This window comes from Stappia indica (genome assembly GCF_020177335.1).
Taxonomy (GTDB): Bacteria; Pseudomonadota; Alphaproteobacteria; order Rhizobiales; family Stappiaceae; genus Stappia; species Stappia indica_B.
Genome location: NZ_JAIVMG010000023.1, coordinates 1 through 13,847, shown reverse-complemented (window position 1 = coordinate 13,847; position 13,847 = coordinate 1). Strand labels below are relative to the sequence as shown.

Annotated in this window: 19 protein-coding genes and 1 pseudogene; 18 read left to right on the top strand and 2 right to left on the bottom strand. The window is 67.5% G+C overall.

Translation table 11 applies throughout. The features are described from left to right. Positions 1-22 precede the first annotated feature (22 nt). On the bottom strand, positions 23-1,114 hold the full coding sequence (locus LC062_RS20465) for a RelA/SpoT domain-containing protein (protein WP_224912958.1): 1,092 nt from the start codon (positions 1,112-1,114) through the stop codon (positions 23-25). Between the two features lie 648 nt (positions 1,115-1,762). Here LC062_RS20465 and LC062_RS20460 point away from each other — a divergent pair. The 14 genes from LC062_RS20460 (at position 1,763) to LC062_RS20400 (ending at position 10,207) form a co-directional block, all read left to right on the top strand. Then, a complete protein-coding gene (locus LC062_RS20460; RefSeq protein ID WP_224912956.1) occupies positions 1,763-2,260 on the top strand; it encodes an LXG domain-containing protein in 498 nt (165 codons plus the stop codon). Next, on the top strand, positions 2,178-3,509 hold the full coding sequence (locus LC062_RS20455; protein WP_224912954.1) for a DNA-packaging protein: 1,332 nt from the start codon (positions 2,178-2,180) through the stop codon (positions 3,507-3,509). Before LC062_RS20460 ends, LC062_RS20455 begins: the two co-directional genes overlap by 83 nt. Positions 3,510-3,622: 113 nt before the next feature. After that, complete coding sequence (locus LC062_RS20450; RefSeq protein ID WP_224912953.1) at positions 3,623-4,843, top strand: phage portal protein; 1,221 nt, start codon at positions 3,623-3,625, stop codon at positions 4,841-4,843. Beyond that, on the top strand, positions 4,843-5,043 hold the full coding sequence (locus LC062_RS20445) for a hypothetical protein (RefSeq protein WP_224912951.1): 201 nt from the start codon (positions 4,843-4,845) through the stop codon (positions 5,041-5,043). The genes LC062_RS20450 and LC062_RS20445 overlap by 1 nt, the downstream gene beginning before the upstream one ends. Positions 5,044-5,192: 149 nt before the next feature. After that, entirely contained in the window at positions 5,193-5,324 is a 132-nt protein-coding gene (locus LC062_RS21430; protein WP_263625845.1) for a hypothetical protein, read from the top strand. Further along, positions 5,321-5,851: an HK97 family phage prohead protease gene (locus LC062_RS20440; RefSeq protein WP_224912949.1), complete on the top strand. Its 531-nt coding sequence runs from the start codon at positions 5,321-5,323 to the stop codon at positions 5,849-5,851. The genes LC062_RS21430 and LC062_RS20440 overlap by 4 nt, the downstream gene beginning before the upstream one ends. After that, entirely contained in the window at positions 5,848-7,140 is a 1,293-nt protein-coding gene (locus tag LC062_RS20435; RefSeq protein ID WP_224912948.1) for a phage major capsid protein, read from the top strand. Before LC062_RS20440 ends, LC062_RS20435 begins: the two co-directional genes overlap by 4 nt. 87 nt (positions 7,141-7,227) lie before the next feature. Continuing rightward, positions 7,228-7,797: a head-tail connector protein gene (locus LC062_RS20430; RefSeq protein ID WP_224912946.1), complete on the top strand. Its 570-nt coding sequence runs from the start codon at positions 7,228-7,230 to the stop codon at positions 7,795-7,797. Continuing rightward, the gene (locus LC062_RS20425; protein WP_224912945.1) at positions 7,794-8,120 is read left to right on the top strand and encodes a head-tail adaptor protein; all 327 of its coding nucleotides are present in this window, start codon (positions 7,794-7,796) and stop codon (positions 8,118-8,120) included. The genes LC062_RS20430 and LC062_RS20425 overlap by 4 nt, the downstream gene beginning before the upstream one ends. Then, the gene (locus LC062_RS20420; RefSeq protein WP_224912943.1) at positions 8,117-8,524 is read left to right on the top strand and encodes a DUF3168 domain-containing protein; all 408 of its coding nucleotides are present in this window, start codon (positions 8,117-8,119) and stop codon (positions 8,522-8,524) included. Before LC062_RS20425 ends, LC062_RS20420 begins: the two co-directional genes overlap by 4 nt. Positions 8,525-8,574: 50 nt before the next feature. After that, the gene (locus LC062_RS20415; protein WP_224912941.1) at positions 8,575-8,988 is read left to right on the top strand and encodes a phage major tail protein, TP901-1 family; all 414 of its coding nucleotides are present in this window, start codon (positions 8,575-8,577) and stop codon (positions 8,986-8,988) included. Positions 8,989-8,991: 3 nt separating this feature from the next. After that, positions 8,992-9,426: a gene transfer agent family protein gene (locus LC062_RS20410; RefSeq protein WP_224912939.1), complete on the top strand. Its 435-nt coding sequence runs from the start codon at positions 8,992-8,994 to the stop codon at positions 9,424-9,426. Then, entirely contained in the window at positions 9,426-9,620 is a 195-nt protein-coding gene (locus LC062_RS20405; RefSeq protein ID WP_263625844.1) for a phage tail assembly chaperone, read from the top strand. The genes LC062_RS20410 and LC062_RS20405 overlap by 1 nt, the downstream gene beginning before the upstream one ends. Continuing rightward, on the top strand, positions 9,617-10,207 hold the full coding sequence (locus LC062_RS20400; RefSeq protein WP_224912935.1) for a phage tail tape measure protein: 591 nt from the start codon (positions 9,617-9,619) through the stop codon (positions 10,205-10,207). Before LC062_RS20405 ends, LC062_RS20400 begins: the two co-directional genes overlap by 4 nt. Before the next feature lie 39 nt (positions 10,208-10,246). Here LC062_RS20400 and LC062_RS20395 read toward each other — a convergent pair whose 3' ends face one another. Beyond that, positions 10,247-10,486, bottom strand: coding sequence for a YdcH family protein (locus LC062_RS20395; protein ID WP_224912933.1), 240 nt, complete (start codon positions 10,484-10,486; stop codon positions 10,247-10,249). Between the two features lie 119 nt (positions 10,487-10,605). Here LC062_RS20395 and LC062_RS20390 point away from each other — a divergent pair, with 119 nt between their 5' ends. From LC062_RS20390 to LC062_RS20375, 4 genes and pseudogenes are all read left to right on the top strand, one after another. After that, positions 10,606-11,268: a DUF2460 domain-containing protein gene (locus LC062_RS20390; RefSeq protein WP_224912931.1), complete on the top strand. Its 663-nt coding sequence runs from the start codon at positions 10,606-10,608 to the stop codon at positions 11,266-11,268. Next, a complete protein-coding gene (locus LC062_RS20385) occupies positions 11,268-12,161 on the top strand; it encodes a DUF2163 domain-containing protein (protein WP_224912929.1) in 894 nt (297 codons plus the stop codon). Before LC062_RS20390 ends, LC062_RS20385 begins: the two co-directional genes overlap by 1 nt. 66 nt (positions 12,162-12,227) lie before the next feature. Next, the gene (locus LC062_RS20380) at positions 12,228-12,671 is read left to right on the top strand and encodes an NlpC/P60 family protein (protein WP_224912927.1); all 444 of its coding nucleotides are present in this window, start codon (positions 12,228-12,230) and stop codon (positions 12,669-12,671) included. Beyond that, positions 12,659-13,847: pseudogene (locus LC062_RS20375) on the top strand (baseplate multidomain protein megatron); the annotation flags it as partial. The gene LC062_RS20380 and the pseudogene LC062_RS20375, both read left to right, overlap by 13 nt.

Here is a 13,847-nt window from a genome sequence, read left to right as displayed (position 1 = left end):
AGTTTGTCTTGAATTATTTTACTTAGTATTTTGATAGCCAGGATAAGTCATAATTTGATCCGGAATTGTGCGAAATTATTTTCTTTAGTTTGCTTGTGAATTCTCTGACGTCGAGAAAGTAGTTTGGGAACGCTTTTTTTAGATCCGAGACACGGTTGACCTCAACGAGAACAGTGTTTCGATTTGAATGCGTTTCTTCTTCGGATATGTATTTTTCTGATCCTGTAGAGTAATTTCTGAAGGGCTCTACATGGACTTCGTTTTTATCATAGTCGAATTGAAGTATGAAGTAATTTGAATGGGTTGGGCCATATTGATCTGCAAATCTTATTGCCTTGTTGTATTTTTCGAGGGTTGTTACGGCTTTTATTCTATTTGAAATGTGTATGATTTCGTCGCGGGTTTCGTTGATATTTTTGCTGGTAGTAGGAGGGAGGGGATGGTTCTCCTCATATGCAATCTCAGCCGACATTAGTTCAAAAAAGCGGCGCCATTCTTTGCTTCCTTCTCCGCCTTTGATATTTTCTCGGCGGATTAGCCCGACGGCTTCCACCGCTGTTGCCCAAGCGTGTTGAGAGCGCGTGCGGAGCTGCACTTCTACCGTTTGCCTGTTGTAAATCGCATCATCACCAGATCCATTAAATTTAACTATGATATGATGACTTCGATATCCATCAGACTTTGGGTTTGATATGTAGTCATCCTCAGATTGAATGAAGTGACGACTCTCGCCATCTCTATAGAATTTAACAATTTTATTGACTTCCTTCATGGATCTTAGGATTGCGCGGCATCCCGCGATGTCCTGAATTTGATAAAGAGTAAGGGGCCTCTGAAGTTTCTTTCTAATAGATGCCATTCGTTTCATTCGGGCTGCTGTGACAGCGCCGTACTCGATACGTCGAATCCTTCCTGATAGCTCTTGTCGCACCCTAAGTAAGGGGCGCATATGCGCATCGCGCCAATTATGGGCAATGCGGAAGGCTTCGAGAACGGTCATATTTCTGCGTTTTTCGATAATTTTAATTTTTTCTTCTATCAGTCGTTCTTGAAGAATCTTTCCTGCTGTAACGATTTCACGCTTGGAATGATTGGATATGATGTTATTTTTCATGATAATATGACTATCTTCCAACTTAGAAATTCGCGTGCTGCCCTGTGCGGAACGCGCCTATAGATAGCAGGTCTATAAACTCATTAGTAGATGGTCCGTCTGGCTAGGTAATGGATCCAGGATAAAAATCCTAGGAAAATATTCTTGACACCGTGACGGTGAGCGGCTAGGGTTTGGGCATGGTCGAAGAATTGCGTCCGGCGCCGGTGTTAAGGGCGCAGCTCTCCTTCTGAGGGGGCGGGCCGACCGGTCGCAGAGACAAATTCAGAACCGTTTTTTCGAACCCGGGCGTTGCACCCCGGGTTTTTTCATGCCGATCCGGCGAGCAAAGGGGCAAAGGCCCGACAAGTACACTGACAGAGACATGCCCGAACGCGCCGCAGCCCGGCGCGTTTTTTTATGCCCGCAGGCCACCGGCACGACATCGGCGCGGCGGGCAGGACGAACGCTGACATGAAATCCGAAACGGAAGGAGCGCGCATGGCTGAGGAAGAGGCCGCTGGCCGCCCTTGCCGGGAGCCCGGGAGCGGAGAGGGCAGGACTGACAGGGAGAGGGAGACGGAGACCCGAGCGGCATCGAGGCCGAAGCCGTCTGACCCGCCGCCCACCCCGCCGGCAAAAGGAAAGCCGCCGGGCCGCAAGCGGCCGGTGCATCTGACCGCCGAGGGCTGGGCGACCGCCCGCCGGCTCTACGAACAGGAGCAACTCGACGCTGGCGCCATCGCCGAAATGATGGAGGTGACGGCGGTAACGGTGGCGCGCCGCGCCCGGGCCGATGGCTGGGTGCGCCACGGGGCGGTGCGGGACCTGATCGAGGCCGGGGACACCCATGGTGTCGCCCGCATGGTCGCCCGGCTGACCCGGGCCTTCGAAATCCAGATCGCGGCGGTGGAAACCCAGCTTCGCGGCGAGGCGGCGACCAGTGCGACCCTGAAGGCCGGCGAAGCCTCCGGCCATGTGGAACGCAACGCCCGCACCCTCGGCAGTCTCGCCAAGACACTCGACATCCTGATCGAGTTGCGGGCCGGCATCAAGGATCTGGAACCATCCGGAAAGGACGAGGATGCGCTCAGACAGGAGCTTGCGGACCGGCTTGATCGCCTGTGCCGCCAGGGGCGCGCTGCCGGAGTTTCTGGCCGGGCTTGACCGGGAGGCGCTGAGCTTCCTGCGCCACGACTGGGCGCTATGGGCCCACCCCCATCAGTTGCCGCCGCAGGGCGATTGGCGCTGCTGGCTGCTGATGGGCGGGCGCGGTGCCGGCAAGACCCGCGCCGGGGCCGAGTGGCTGCGGGCCACCGTCGGCAGCGCCCGGCGCGGATCGGATCCGGACGGCGGACGCATCGCCCTTGTCGGCGAAACCCATGCGGATGTGCGCGAGGTGATGATCGAAGGGGTGTCCGGCCTGCTGGCGGTGCACCCGGCCGGCGAGCGGCCCACCTGGCAACCCTCGCGCCGGCGACTGGAATGGCCCAACGGGGCGGTGGCGCAGGTGTTCTCCTCCGAGGACCCGGATGCGCTGCGCGGCCCCCAATTCGCGCTTGCCTGGTGCGATGAACTCGCCAAGTGGCGCCACCCGCAGGAGACCTGGGACATGCTGCAATTCAGCCTGAGGCTTGGCGCATCCCCGCGCCAGCTCGTCACCACCACACCGCGCCCGATCCCCTTGCTGAAACGGATCATCGCCGACCCGGCAACCCGGGTGGTCGGCGCGGCCACGGAAGCCAATGCCGCCCATCTGGCCGCCGGTTTCGTCGCCGCCATCCGCAAGCGCTACGCCGGCACCCGGCTGGCGCGGCAGGAGCTCGACGGCGAACTGGTGGAACAGCGCGAAGGCGCCATGTGGACCCGTGACGGGCTGGAGGCCTGCCGGGTGGAGGAGGCACCGGAGCTGGTGCGGGTGGTGGTCGCGCTCGACCCGCCGGCGACCTCGGGCCGCAACTCCGACGCCTGCGGGCTGATCGTTGCCGGCATCGCTGCCACGGGCATCGTCTATGTGCTGGCCGACCGCAGCCTTGCCCGCGCCACCCCCGGCGCCTGGGCCCGGGCGGCGGTGCGCACCTGGCACGAGGCGGAGGCCGATTGCCTCGTCGCCGAGGTCAACCAGGGCGGCGAGATGGTCACCGGCATGATCGCCGGGGTCGATCCGGCGGTGCCGGTGCGGGCGGTGCGCGCCCGGCGCGGCAAGTGGCTCAGGGCCGAACCGGTGGCGCTGCTCTACGAACAGGGGCGGGTGCGCCACGTGGGCGCGCTGCCGGCGCTGGAAGACGAGATGACCGATTTCACCAGCGACGGCCTGTCCAGTGGCCGCTCGCCGGACCGGCTCGACGCGCTGGTCTACGCCATCAGCGAACTGGCGCTGAAGGACACGCCGATGCCCCGCCTGCGTCGGATCTAAGCCTGCGTCGGATCTGATCCGCCGTCGCAAGGCGTTGAATCAGCCGCTCAAGCGACTGAATCCGTTTCTCAGGTTCAAAGAGAAAGGCCAAGGATATCATGGGCTTGAAATCCATGCTTGAATCACTTTTGCATGCGCCCGGTGAGGCCAAGGCCTCGCGCGCCGGGGCGTTGCTGGCCTTCCATGCCGCCGGCCGGCCGGTGTGGACGCCGCGCGATTATGCAGCGCTCGCCCGCGAGGGCTATGCCCGCAACCCGGTGGTGCACCGGGCGGTGCGGATGATCTCCGAGGCCGCCGCCAGTGTGCCGCTGCTGCTCTATGAGGATGACCGGGAGCTGGACCGGCATCCGCTGCTCGACCTTCTGGCGCAGCCGAGCCCGATGGCCTCCGGCACTGCGCTGCTGGAGGAGGTGTATGGCCATCTGCTGGTGGCCGGCAACGCCTATCTGGAGCGGGTGCTGATCGACGGCGCGGCGCGCGAATTGCACACCCTGCGGCCCGACCGGGTGAAGGTGGTGCTGGGCAGCGATGGCTGGCCGGAGGCGTTCGACTATTCGGTGGCCGGGCGCACGGTGCGGCTCGGGCCCAGCGAGGCCGATGGCCGGCCGACCGTCCTGCATCTCAAGGTGTTTCATCCGCTCAACGATCACTATGGCTTTGCCCCCATCGAGGCGGCGCAGGTGAGCCTTGACCTGCACAACGCCGCCGGTGCCTGGAACAAGGCACTGCTCGACAATGCGGCAAGGCCCTCCGGCGCGCTGGTCTATGGCGGTGCGGAGGGCGGCAATCTCTCCGACGAGCAGTTCGACCGGCTGAAGAAGGAGCTGGAGGAAGGCTATCAGGGGCCGCGCAATGCCGGCCGGCCGCTGCTCTTGGAAGGCGGGCTCGACTGGAAGCCGATGGGCTTTACCCCGAGGGACATGGATTTCATCGCCGCCAAGAACCAGGCGGCGCGGGAGATCGCGCTGGCCTTTGGCGTGCCGCCGATGCTGCTCGGCATCCCCGGCGACAACACCTACGCCAATTTCCAGGAGGCCAACCGCGCCTTCTGGCGCCAGACCGTGCTGCCGGTTGCCGGCCGGGTGGCCGAGGCGCTGGCGCGCTGGCTCGGCCCGGCGGAGGGGGCGGGTTTGCGGCTGAGGCCGGATGCGGACCGGGTCGAGGCGCTGTCGAGCGAGCGCGAGGCGCTGTGGCGCCGGGTTGGCGCGGCGGATTTCCTCAGCCCGTCCGAAAAGCGGGTGGCGGTCGGTTATGGCGCCGATTTGCCGCCCGATTTGCCTCCCGAGGGGAGCGCCGAGGGCGGCGGCGATACCCCGGCCCGGGGGGCGGCCTGATGGAGACGCTGACGCCGCTGGCGCAGATGATCGGTGCCCGGGGGGATCTGGCCCATCTGGTGCTGTTCCTCTGGGCCGGCACGGTGAGCAGCCTTCTGGTCTGGACCGTGCGGGAGATGATCCGCTCCAACCGCCGCTTTGACGATTTCGTCCAGGCGATTGCCCGGCTGAACCGGCTGTTCAGCGATTTCGACGAGTGAATCCCTTTCTCGGGAACGCGCCGCAAGCTTCTGACGATCAAGCACAAATTCCGCGCAATTGAATCTGTTTGCGAACCCGGACGGGCCTGGATTTTTGCTCATCCCGAGGATCGCCCCCACCACCTGACCACCATGAAGGGAGACCCACCATGGCCGATCACCGACCGGCTGCGGCCGGACCCGCGCGCCCGCGCGGCCATCGCGCCGTCTTTGCCCGTTTCGCCGTCGCGCTCACCCGGTTGTTGCAGCGGCGGGCGCAGCAGGCCGGGCAGGGCGCGTGAGCGGCGTGCCCTCGGCTGGACCGGACCCGGCACACCCACCGACGCCCCATGCCCCGGCGGCCCATCCGCCGACCGCTGTTGTCAGCGGCTATGCCAGCCTGTTCGGCAGCCTCGACGATGCCGGCGATCTGGTGATGCGCGGGGCGTTCCATCGCAGCCTGCGCGAGCGCGGCCCGGCCGGCATCCGTTTCCTCGGGCAGCACGACCCGGCCCGGCCGATCGGCGTCTTCGAGGAGATGCGCGAGGACCGCACCGGCCTGTTCGTCAAGGGGCGGCTTCTGACCGGAACCGCCACTGGCCGGGAGGCGGCGGTGCTGATCGCCGCCGGCGCGCTCGACGGGCTGTCCATCGGTTTCCGCGCCAGAAGCGCCCGGCGCGATGCCCACACCGGCATCCGCCGCCTGCACGACATCGACCTTTGGGAGGTGTCGCTCGTCACCTTCCCGCTGCACCCGGGCGCCCGTCTCGCCGCGCCCGCGTCCCTTGCCCAGCCGACCCTCAAGCACAGGAGCCTTTGCCCCTCATGACCCATCCTTCGCACATGTCTCATGCCCTGCCGCTGACCGAAACCAAGGCGGCGACCGGCCGCGAGACCGGGCTGTCGCCGCGCGACGAGCTCGACGAGATGCGCACCGCCTTCACCGCCTTTCGCGAGGTCAATGACGAACGCCTGTCGGAGATCGAGGCGCGCGGCAGCACCGATGTGCTGACGGCGGAAAAGCTGGAGCGCATCGACCGCCAGCTCGACCGGCAGCAGCGCCGGCTCGACGATCTGGCGCTGAAGGCGGCGCGGCCCGGCCGCAGCGCCGGCGAGCCGGGCCGTGGCAGCGGCGGCAATGCCGCCGGCCGGGACCACAAGGAGGCCTTCGACGCCTATATGCGCAAGGGGCAGGACGAGCGGCTGCGCGAGCTGGAGCGCAAGGCGATGTCCACCGGCTCCGATCCCGATGGCGGTTATCTGGTGCCGGAGGAAACGGAAAGCGGCATCCTGCGGGCGCTGACCGCGATTTCGCCGATCCGCGCCATCGCCGGCATCCGCCAGGTGTCCTCCAGCGTCTTCCGCAAGCCGTTTTCCACCAGCGGGCCGCAGTCGGGCTGGGTGGCGGAAACGGCGGCCCGGCCGCAGACCGACGCCCCGGCGCTCGCCGAACTCTCCTTCCCGACCATGGAGCTCTACGCCATGCCGGCGGCGACCCCGTCGCTGCTGGAGGATGCGGCGGTGGATGTGGATGCCTGGATCGCCGAGGAGGTGGAGGCCGCCTTCGCCGCGCAGGAGGGCACCGCCTTCGTCACCGGCGACGGGGTCAACAAGCCGCGCGGTCTGCTCGACTATCCGCGTGTGGCGGAAGCCGCCTGGAGCTGGGGCAATCTCGGCACCGTATCGACCGGTACCGCCGGCGCGTTCCCGGCGAGCGATGCCGGCGATGTGCTGATCGACCTCGTCTATGCGCTGAAGAGCGGCTACCGCCAGAACGGCCATTTCGTCATGAACCGGCGGACCCAGGCGGCGGTGCGCAAGATGAAGGACGCGGATGGCAACTACCTGTGGCAGCCGCCGGCAAGCGTCGGCGCCCCGGCGACGCTGATGAGCTTCCCGCTGATCGAGGCGGAGGACATGCCGGACATTGCCGCCGACAGCCCGGCCATCGCCTTCGGCGACTTCCGGCGCGGCTATCTGGTGGTCGACCGCACGGGCGTGCGCATCCTGCGCGACCCCTATTCGGCCAAGCCCTACGTGCTGTTCTACACCACCAAGCGGGTCGGCGGCGGCGTCCAGGATTTCGACGCCATCAAGCTTCTGACCTTCTCCGCCTGATCGCTCAGCCGAACCGGAACGAGGTCGATCCGCCGTGCGCGCCCCCGCGTGCGGCGGATCCCAGATCCTTGCGGGGAAAGGACCGACATGACCGCGATCGTGACGACGCCGCCGGCCGCCGAGCCGGTGAGCGTGGAGGAGGCGCGCCAGCACCTGCGGCTGACCTCGACGGCGGAAGACGGGCTGATCGCCCGGCTGATCCGCGCGGCAAGGGCGCATGTGGAAAGCGTGACCCGCCGGGCGCTGATCACCCAGGGCTGGCGCTACTATCTGGACGACTGGCCGCCGGGCCGGGTCATTTACCTGCCGGTGGCGCCGGTCGCCTCGGTGGAAAGCGTGCTGGTGTTCGCCGGCGACGGGGCCCCGGTCGCGGTCGAAGAGACCGCCCTGCGCCTTGACGGTGCCTCGGGGGCGCCGCGTCTCAAGGTGGCCGCCGGTGCGCCGGGCCCGCTCGACGGGTTCAACGGCATCGAGGTGGATTTCACCGCCGGCTATGGCGCGGACGCCAGCGCCGTTCCGCCGGTGCTGGTGCAGGCGGTGCTGCTCCTGACCGCCCATTGGTTCGAGCACCGGGAACTCGGTGTGGAAACGGCGATGGCCGCCGTGCCCGCCGGGCTTGACGCGCTGCTGGGCCGCTACCGGAGCTTGCGGCTGTGAGCGGGCGGATCGGGGCACTCGACCGGGCGATGCGGCTGGAACGGCCGGACCGGATCGAGGCGGCGGATGGCGAGGCGGAGCTCGTCTTCGCCGACATGGGACCGGTGTTCGTGGCGTTGGCGCCGGCCAGCCTTGCCGAGCGCTGGCAGGCGGAGCGGCTCGACGGCATCGCCACCCACCGGGCGCGGCTGCGTGCCGATGGGCGCATCACCGGCGGCTGGCGGCTGGTGGAGGGGGCGCGGGTGTTCCGCATCTTGGCGGTCGACGACAGCGACCGGCGCGCGGGCTACATCACCTGCCTTGTCGAGGAGGAAGGCCGATGAGCGGACAAGCGGCCTTGCGCGGGGCGATCGTTGCAGGTCTGGCCGCCGATCCCGCGCTGCTGGCCCTGCTGGGCGGGCCGCGCATCCATGACGGCGCGCCGCGCGGCTGTCCCCATCCCTTCGTCGAACTGGGCGCGGTGGAAACCCGGCTGCTGACGGCGGAGCGGGAGGAGGGCGAGCGCCATGCGGTCGACATTCACGTGTTGTCGCGCCGGCCGGCGCGGGGCGAGGTGGCGGTGATCCTCGATGCGATTGAGGCCGCCCTGCCGACGCTGGTGGGTCATCTTGTCGGTCACCGGCTGATCCATATCGCCGATCCGGTGTCGCGCAGCGAGCGGCTGCGCGACGGGCGTACCTGGCGCGGCCGGCTGAGCGTGCGGATCGTCACCGAACCGCTCGCCTGACCGGCGCGGCGGTACCCAACCTGAATTTCAAGAAAACGACGGAGTGTTTCATGGCCGCCCAGGCAGGCAAGGACTTGTTGTTGAAGTGCGACAGCGACGGGATGGGCGGGTTCGTCACCGTCGCAGGTTTGCGCGCCCGGCGCATCGCCCTCAACGCGGCGAGCGTCGATATCACCGATGCGGACAGCGCCGGGCGCTGGCGCGAGCTGCTGGCCGGTGCCGGCACCCGCAGCGCCAGCATCTCCGGTGCCGGGATTTTCCGCGACAGCGCGGCGGACGCCAGCGTGCGGGGCCTGTTCTTCGACGGGCTGATCCGTGACTGGCAGGTGGTGATCCCCGACTTCGGCACCATCGCCGGGCCGTTCCAGATCGTCACGCTCGACTATGCCGGTGATCACGACGGCGAAGTGACCTATGACATCGCGCTGGAATCCGCCGGCGCCCTGACCTTCACCGGGAGCTGAGCCATGGCCAACCGTCATCGCGGCGAAGTGAGCGCAACGCTCGACGGACGCCGCTGGACCCTCGTTCTCACCCTCGGCGCGCTGGCCGAGCTGGAGGACGCCTTCGGGGTCGAGGATCTTGCCGCGCTGGCCGACCGGTTCGGCTCCGGCCGGCTGTCGGCGCGCGACCTCAACCGGATCCTCGGCGCGGGCCTGCGCGGCGCGGGACATGACGTCACCGACGGCGAAGTAGCGCAGATGCGGGCGGAAGGCGGCGTGCAGGCGCTGGCCGGCCTCGTCTCGACCCTGTTGCAGGTGACCTTCGCCGGACCGGAGACGCAGCCGGAGGCCTCTGGCGAAGTTGCGACGCAGCAGGAGGCGGCGGATCCGGAAACCGGCGAAAACCCTTCCGGGCCGCGGGCGGAGCACCGGTCGCGGCCTTTCCCTGGGACGATGTGATGCGGCTTTGCCTCGGCCGGCTCAACTGGCCGCCGGAGGCGTTCTGGCGGGCCACCCCGCGCGAGGTGGCGCTGGCGCTGGGGTTTGGCGCCCCGGCGGCGTTGCGCAACGGAGCGCCCGACCGGGCGGGGTTCGAACGGCTGATGCGGCGCTATCCCGATGAGCGGGCGCGCAAATGTGAGGACGGGCGATGACCGAAGATGGCGACAAGGTCGAGCTGCCGCTGCGCGGGGCCGACGAACTGGCGCGGGCCATGGACAAGGTGCGCGACAGCTCAATGGACGTTTCAGTCAACCTGCGCGGGGCGCTGAAACAGGCACTGGTCGACGGCAAGCGGCTTGAGACGGTGTTTCGCGCGCTGGCTCTTTCCCTCTCGGAAAAGGCCCTGTCAGCGGCGCTGGCGCCACTGGAAAAGGGAATTTCAGGGGCTATCGGCGGCCTGCTGGGGGGCTTTGGCAACGCGCTGGGGGGTGGCCTGCTCGGGGCGGGCGCATCCACGGTGACCCCGTTTGCCAAGGGTGGGGTCGTTGGCACGCCGACCTATTTCCCGATGTCGGGCCAATCGACCGGGCTGATGGGGGAGGCGGGCGCGGAGGCGATCCTGCCGCTGGCGCGCGATGCGAGCGGACGGCTCGGCGTGGCGGCGGGCGCAGGCGGGGCGACCATGCCGCAGATCGTGTTCAATGTGGAAGCGCGGGACGCGGACAGCTTTGCCCGCTCGGAGGCGCAGATCTCGACAATGGTAGCCCGCGCCGTCGGACGGGGACGGCGCGGGCTTTGACGTCGGGCCCGAACAGGAGGGGCTCAGGCACCGGCGTTTTCAGGCTGCGGAGAGCAATTCCGCAATCTGATCCTTCAAGTGAAGACGCTTCTTCTTGAGTTCCTCCAGCGCCTCATCGGAAGCAGGAGCGACCTCGCTCTCGATGCGGTGAATCTCGCGGTTCACGGTGTGATACTCGTCCGCGAGCTTTGCGAAATGCGCGTTGGAAACCTTCAGCGCGTGCAACGCCTCGGCGCTCTCGGGAAACTCTTCGTGCAAATCGTGGGGAACGTGACTCATTCGGGTAATGACCTCCGTTGGTGATGCGACATTGCGCGTTCCCGCTACCCGTTTCCTTGAGCAAGATCAAATGCCGCGAAATTCCGGCGCCCGGCCTGTGCATAAGGGGGCTTTTGCAAATGACGGTTGAGTTCATCGAGGAGCGCTTTCCGCTGTCCGTTGCCTTCGGCGCCAGCGGCGGGCCGGAGCGGCGCACGGATGTGGTGACCCTGGGCTCCGGCGCGGAAACGCGCAACGCCCGCTGGGCGCATTCCCGGCGGCGCTACGATGCGGGGACGGGCGTGCGCTCGCTCGCCGATCTTCAGGCCGTCGCCGCGTTTTTCGAGCGGGTGCGCGGGCGGCTGTGCGGTTTTCGCTTTCGCGATCCGTTCGATCACCTGTCGGCGGCAACCGGACCGGCTCTTGCGCCGACCGACTGTGTGATCGGCACCGGCGACGGTGTGGCAGGCAGCTTCCCGCTGGTGAAGACCTATGGCGCCGGCCCCGAGCCCTACAGGCGGCCGATTCTGAAACCGGTGGCGGGCACCGTGCGCGTGGCCATCGATGGCAGCGAACTGACCGAAGGCGCTGAGTTCACCTGTGATACCGCCTCCGGCCTCGTCACCATTTTGCCCGCGCATCTGCCGCCGCCCGGGGCACTGGTCACCGCCGGGTTTCGCTTCGATGTGCCGGTGCGGTTCGATACCGACCGGCTGGACATGAGCCTGACCCATGTGGAGGCCGGCCGGGTGCCGACCATTCCGCTGGTCGAGATCGACCTGACAGCAGAGGAGGCAGGCTGATGCGGGAGCTGGACCCAAACGTGTTGGCCCGATTCGCCGGTAGCGTGACGACCCGGGCCACCTGCTGGCGGGTGACCCGGCAGGATGGCGCCGTGCTCGGCTTCACCGACCATGACCGTACCTTGCGCTTCGACGGGGTGACTTTCGAGCCGCGCCTTGGGTTCGACAGCTCGGCGGCGACGCTGGAGCCGGATCTGGCCGCCGGCACCGCCGAAGTGGCCGGCATCCTGTCGTCGCAGACCATCGGCGAGGCGGAACTGGCCGGTGGCCTTTGGGATGGGGCAAAGGTGGAGATCTTTGCCGTCGATTGGCAGGACCCTTCGGTCCGGCTGCTGTTGCGCCGGGCCATCGTCGGCGAGGTGTCGCGGGCCGGCGGGGTGTTCCGCGCCGAGTTGCGGGCCTTGCCCCATCTGTTCGACCAGCCGCAGGGGCGGGTGTTCTCGCACCTGTGCGATGCGGATCTGGGCGATGGTCGCTGCGGTGTCGATCTGGAACTGCCAGCCCTTCGCATGACCGGCACGGTCAGCGGGGGAGGGGCGGCGGAGGTGCAGGTGGACGGCGTTGCCGCCGCCGATGGCTGGTTCGCCGGCGGCCGGCTGGAGGTGATCGATGGCGCCTCCGCCGGTCATGTCGGCGAGATCGTCTCCGATATGCCCGGCGGCGCCGGCACCGCGCGGGACATCGCGCTGCTGGTGCCTCTGCCGCAGCCACTCGACCCCGGTACGGCGGTGCGGCTGACCGCCGGTTGCGACAAGCATTTTTCCACCTGCGCGGCGAAATTCGCCAACAGCGCCGCCTTTCAGGGCTTTCCCCACATGCCGGGGGCCGATTTCGCGCTGACCTATCCAAGTCGCGGCGCGCCGGAAAACGACGGCGGCGCGTTGATGGAGTGAGCGTGGCGGGCGGGCACAGGCGCGCCCCTTTCTGGCACCACCGGACAAAGCCGCAAGGAAAAGCAGATGATCGAACGCGAGCGCATCCTCCATGAGGCGCGCCAATGGATCGGCACGCCCTACCGCCATCAGGCAAGCTGCAAGGGGGCGGGGGCCGATTGCCTCGGTCTGGTGCGCGGCGTCTGGCGCGCGGTGTTGGGGGCGGAACCGGAAACCCTGCCGCCCTACAGCCGCGACTGGGCCGAGGCCGGTGGGCGGGAGACCCTGCTGGCCGCCGCCCGCCGCCACTTCACCGAGCGCGATCCCACAGAGGTGGAACCGGGCGACGTCCTGCTGTTTCGCTGGCGCGACGGCGCCCCGGCCAAGCATGTGGGCATTCTCGCCTCCGCCGACACCATGATCCACGCCTATGAGGGCGTGGCCGTTGCCGAAAGCGCGCTGGTGCCGGCCTGGCGCCGGCGTCTTGTCGCTGTCTTTGCCTTTCCGGGAGTTCTGCCATGGCAACCCTGATCCTCGCTGCCGCCGGCAAGGCGCTGGGCGGCGCCCTTCTGGGCGGTTTTGGCGCACTGCTCGGTCAGGCCGCGGGTGCGGTCGCCGGCTATGCGTTCGACCAGGCGCCGTTCGGCGGCAGCCGCACCATCGAGGGACGGCGGCTTGACGATCTGTCGGTGCAGTCTTCCACCGAAGGTGCGCCGCTGCCGATGGTCTATGGTCGGGCGCGGCTGGCCGGCCAGATCATCTGGGCGACCCGGTTCGAGGAGGTGGTGCAGGAGGAAAGCAGCGGCGGCAAGGGCGGCGGTCCGAGCGCCACGGTGCGCAGCTATCGCTATTTCGCCAATTTCGCCGTGGCCCTGTGCGCCGGGCCGGTGGCGCGGATCGGCGCGGTCTGGGCCGATGGCAAGCCGCTCGATCTCACCGGCATCACCTGCCGCTTCTACCACGGCGATGCCGATCAACTGCCCGACCCGCTGATCGCCGCCCGGCAGGGTGACACCCCGGCCTATCGCAACACCGCCTATGTGGTGTTCGAACGCCTGCCGCTGGAGGCTTTCGGCGACCGCCTGCCGCAGCTCACCTTCGAGGTCATTCGCACCGTGGAGCCGCTGGAACGGATGGTGCGGGCGGTGACCCTGATCCCGGGCGCCGGGGAGTTCGTCTACGATCCTGCGGTGGTGACCCACTCGCCGCGCCCTGGGGTCAGCGAGGAGGTCAACCGGGGGGTGCTGCATGCGGCCAGCAACTGGACCGCCTCGCTCGATGAGTTGCAGGCGCTGTGCCCCAATCTGGAGCGGGTGGCGCTGGTGGTCGCCTGGTTCGGTGACGATCTGCGCTGCGGCAGCTGTACCGTGACGCCGCGGGTGGAGGCCAAGGGCGGCACCACCACCGGCGCCACCTGGGGCGTTGGCGGCCTGTCGCGCACTCTGGCGCGTGAGGTCAGCCAGGCCGACGGCCGCCCGGCCTATGGCGGCACCCCGAGCGATGCCAGCGTGATCGCCGCGATCCGCGATCTCAAGGCGCGCGGGCTGAAGGTCTCGCTCTATCCGTTCCTGATGATGGACGTGCCGGCCGGCAACGACCTGCCCGACCCCTATGGTGGAACCGAGCAGGCGCCCCATCCCTGGCGCGGGCGAATGACCGCGTCGCTGGCGCCGGGCGAGCCCGGCTCGCCGGACGGCAGCGCGGTGG

Coding starts and splice junctions, on each gene's coding strand:
- LC062_RS20415 (WP_224912941.1), top strand. CDS start 8,575: ATGGCCGCCCAGGCAGGCAAGGACTTGTTGTTGAAGTGCGACAGCGAC.
- LC062_RS20430 (WP_224912946.1), top strand. CDS start 7,228: ATGACCGCGATCGTGACGACGCCGCCGGCCGCCGAGCCGGTGAGCGTG.
- LC062_RS21430 (WP_263625845.1), top strand. CDS start 5,193: ATGGCCGATCACCGACCGGCTGCGGCCGGACCCGCGCGCCCGCGCGGC.
- LC062_RS20400 (WP_224912935.1), top strand. CDS start 9,617: ATGACCGAAGATGGCGACAAGGTCGAGCTGCCGCTGCGCGGGGCCGAC.
- LC062_RS20420 (WP_224912943.1), top strand. CDS start 8,117: ATGAGCGGACAAGCGGCCTTGCGCGGGGCGATCGTTGCAGGTCTGGCC.
- LC062_RS20380 (WP_224912927.1), top strand. CDS start 12,228: ATGATCGAACGCGAGCGCATCCTCCATGAGGCGCGCCAATGGATCGGC.
- LC062_RS20410 (WP_224912939.1), top strand. CDS start 8,992: ATGGCCAACCGTCATCGCGGCGAAGTGAGCGCAACGCTCGACGGACGC.
- LC062_RS20390 (WP_224912931.1), top strand. CDS start 10,606: ATGACGGTTGAGTTCATCGAGGAGCGCTTTCCGCTGTCCGTTGCCTTC.
- LC062_RS20385 (WP_224912929.1), top strand. CDS start 11,268: ATGCGGGAGCTGGACCCAAACGTGTTGGCCCGATTCGCCGGTAGCGTG.
- LC062_RS20450 (WP_224912953.1), top strand. CDS start 3,623: ATGCTTGAATCACTTTTGCATGCGCCCGGTGAGGCCAAGGCCTCGCGC.
- LC062_RS20395 (WP_224912933.1), bottom strand. CDS start 10,486: ATGAGTCACGTTCCCCACGATTTGCACGAAGAGTTTCCCGAGAGCGCC.
- LC062_RS20405 (WP_263625844.1), top strand. CDS start 9,426: ATGCGGCTTTGCCTCGGCCGGCTCAACTGGCCGCCGGAGGCGTTCTGG.
- LC062_RS20465 (WP_224912958.1), bottom strand. CDS start 1,114: ATGAAAAATAACATCATATCCAATCATTCCAAGCGTGAAATCGTTACA.
- LC062_RS20445 (WP_224912951.1), top strand. CDS start 4,843: ATGGAGACGCTGACGCCGCTGGCGCAGATGATCGGTGCCCGGGGGGAT.
- LC062_RS20455 (WP_224912954.1), top strand. CDS start 2,178: ATGCGCTCAGACAGGAGCTTGCGGACCGGCTTGATCGCCTGTGCCGCC.
- LC062_RS20435 (WP_224912948.1), top strand. CDS start 5,848: ATGACCCATCCTTCGCACATGTCTCATGCCCTGCCGCTGACCGAAACC.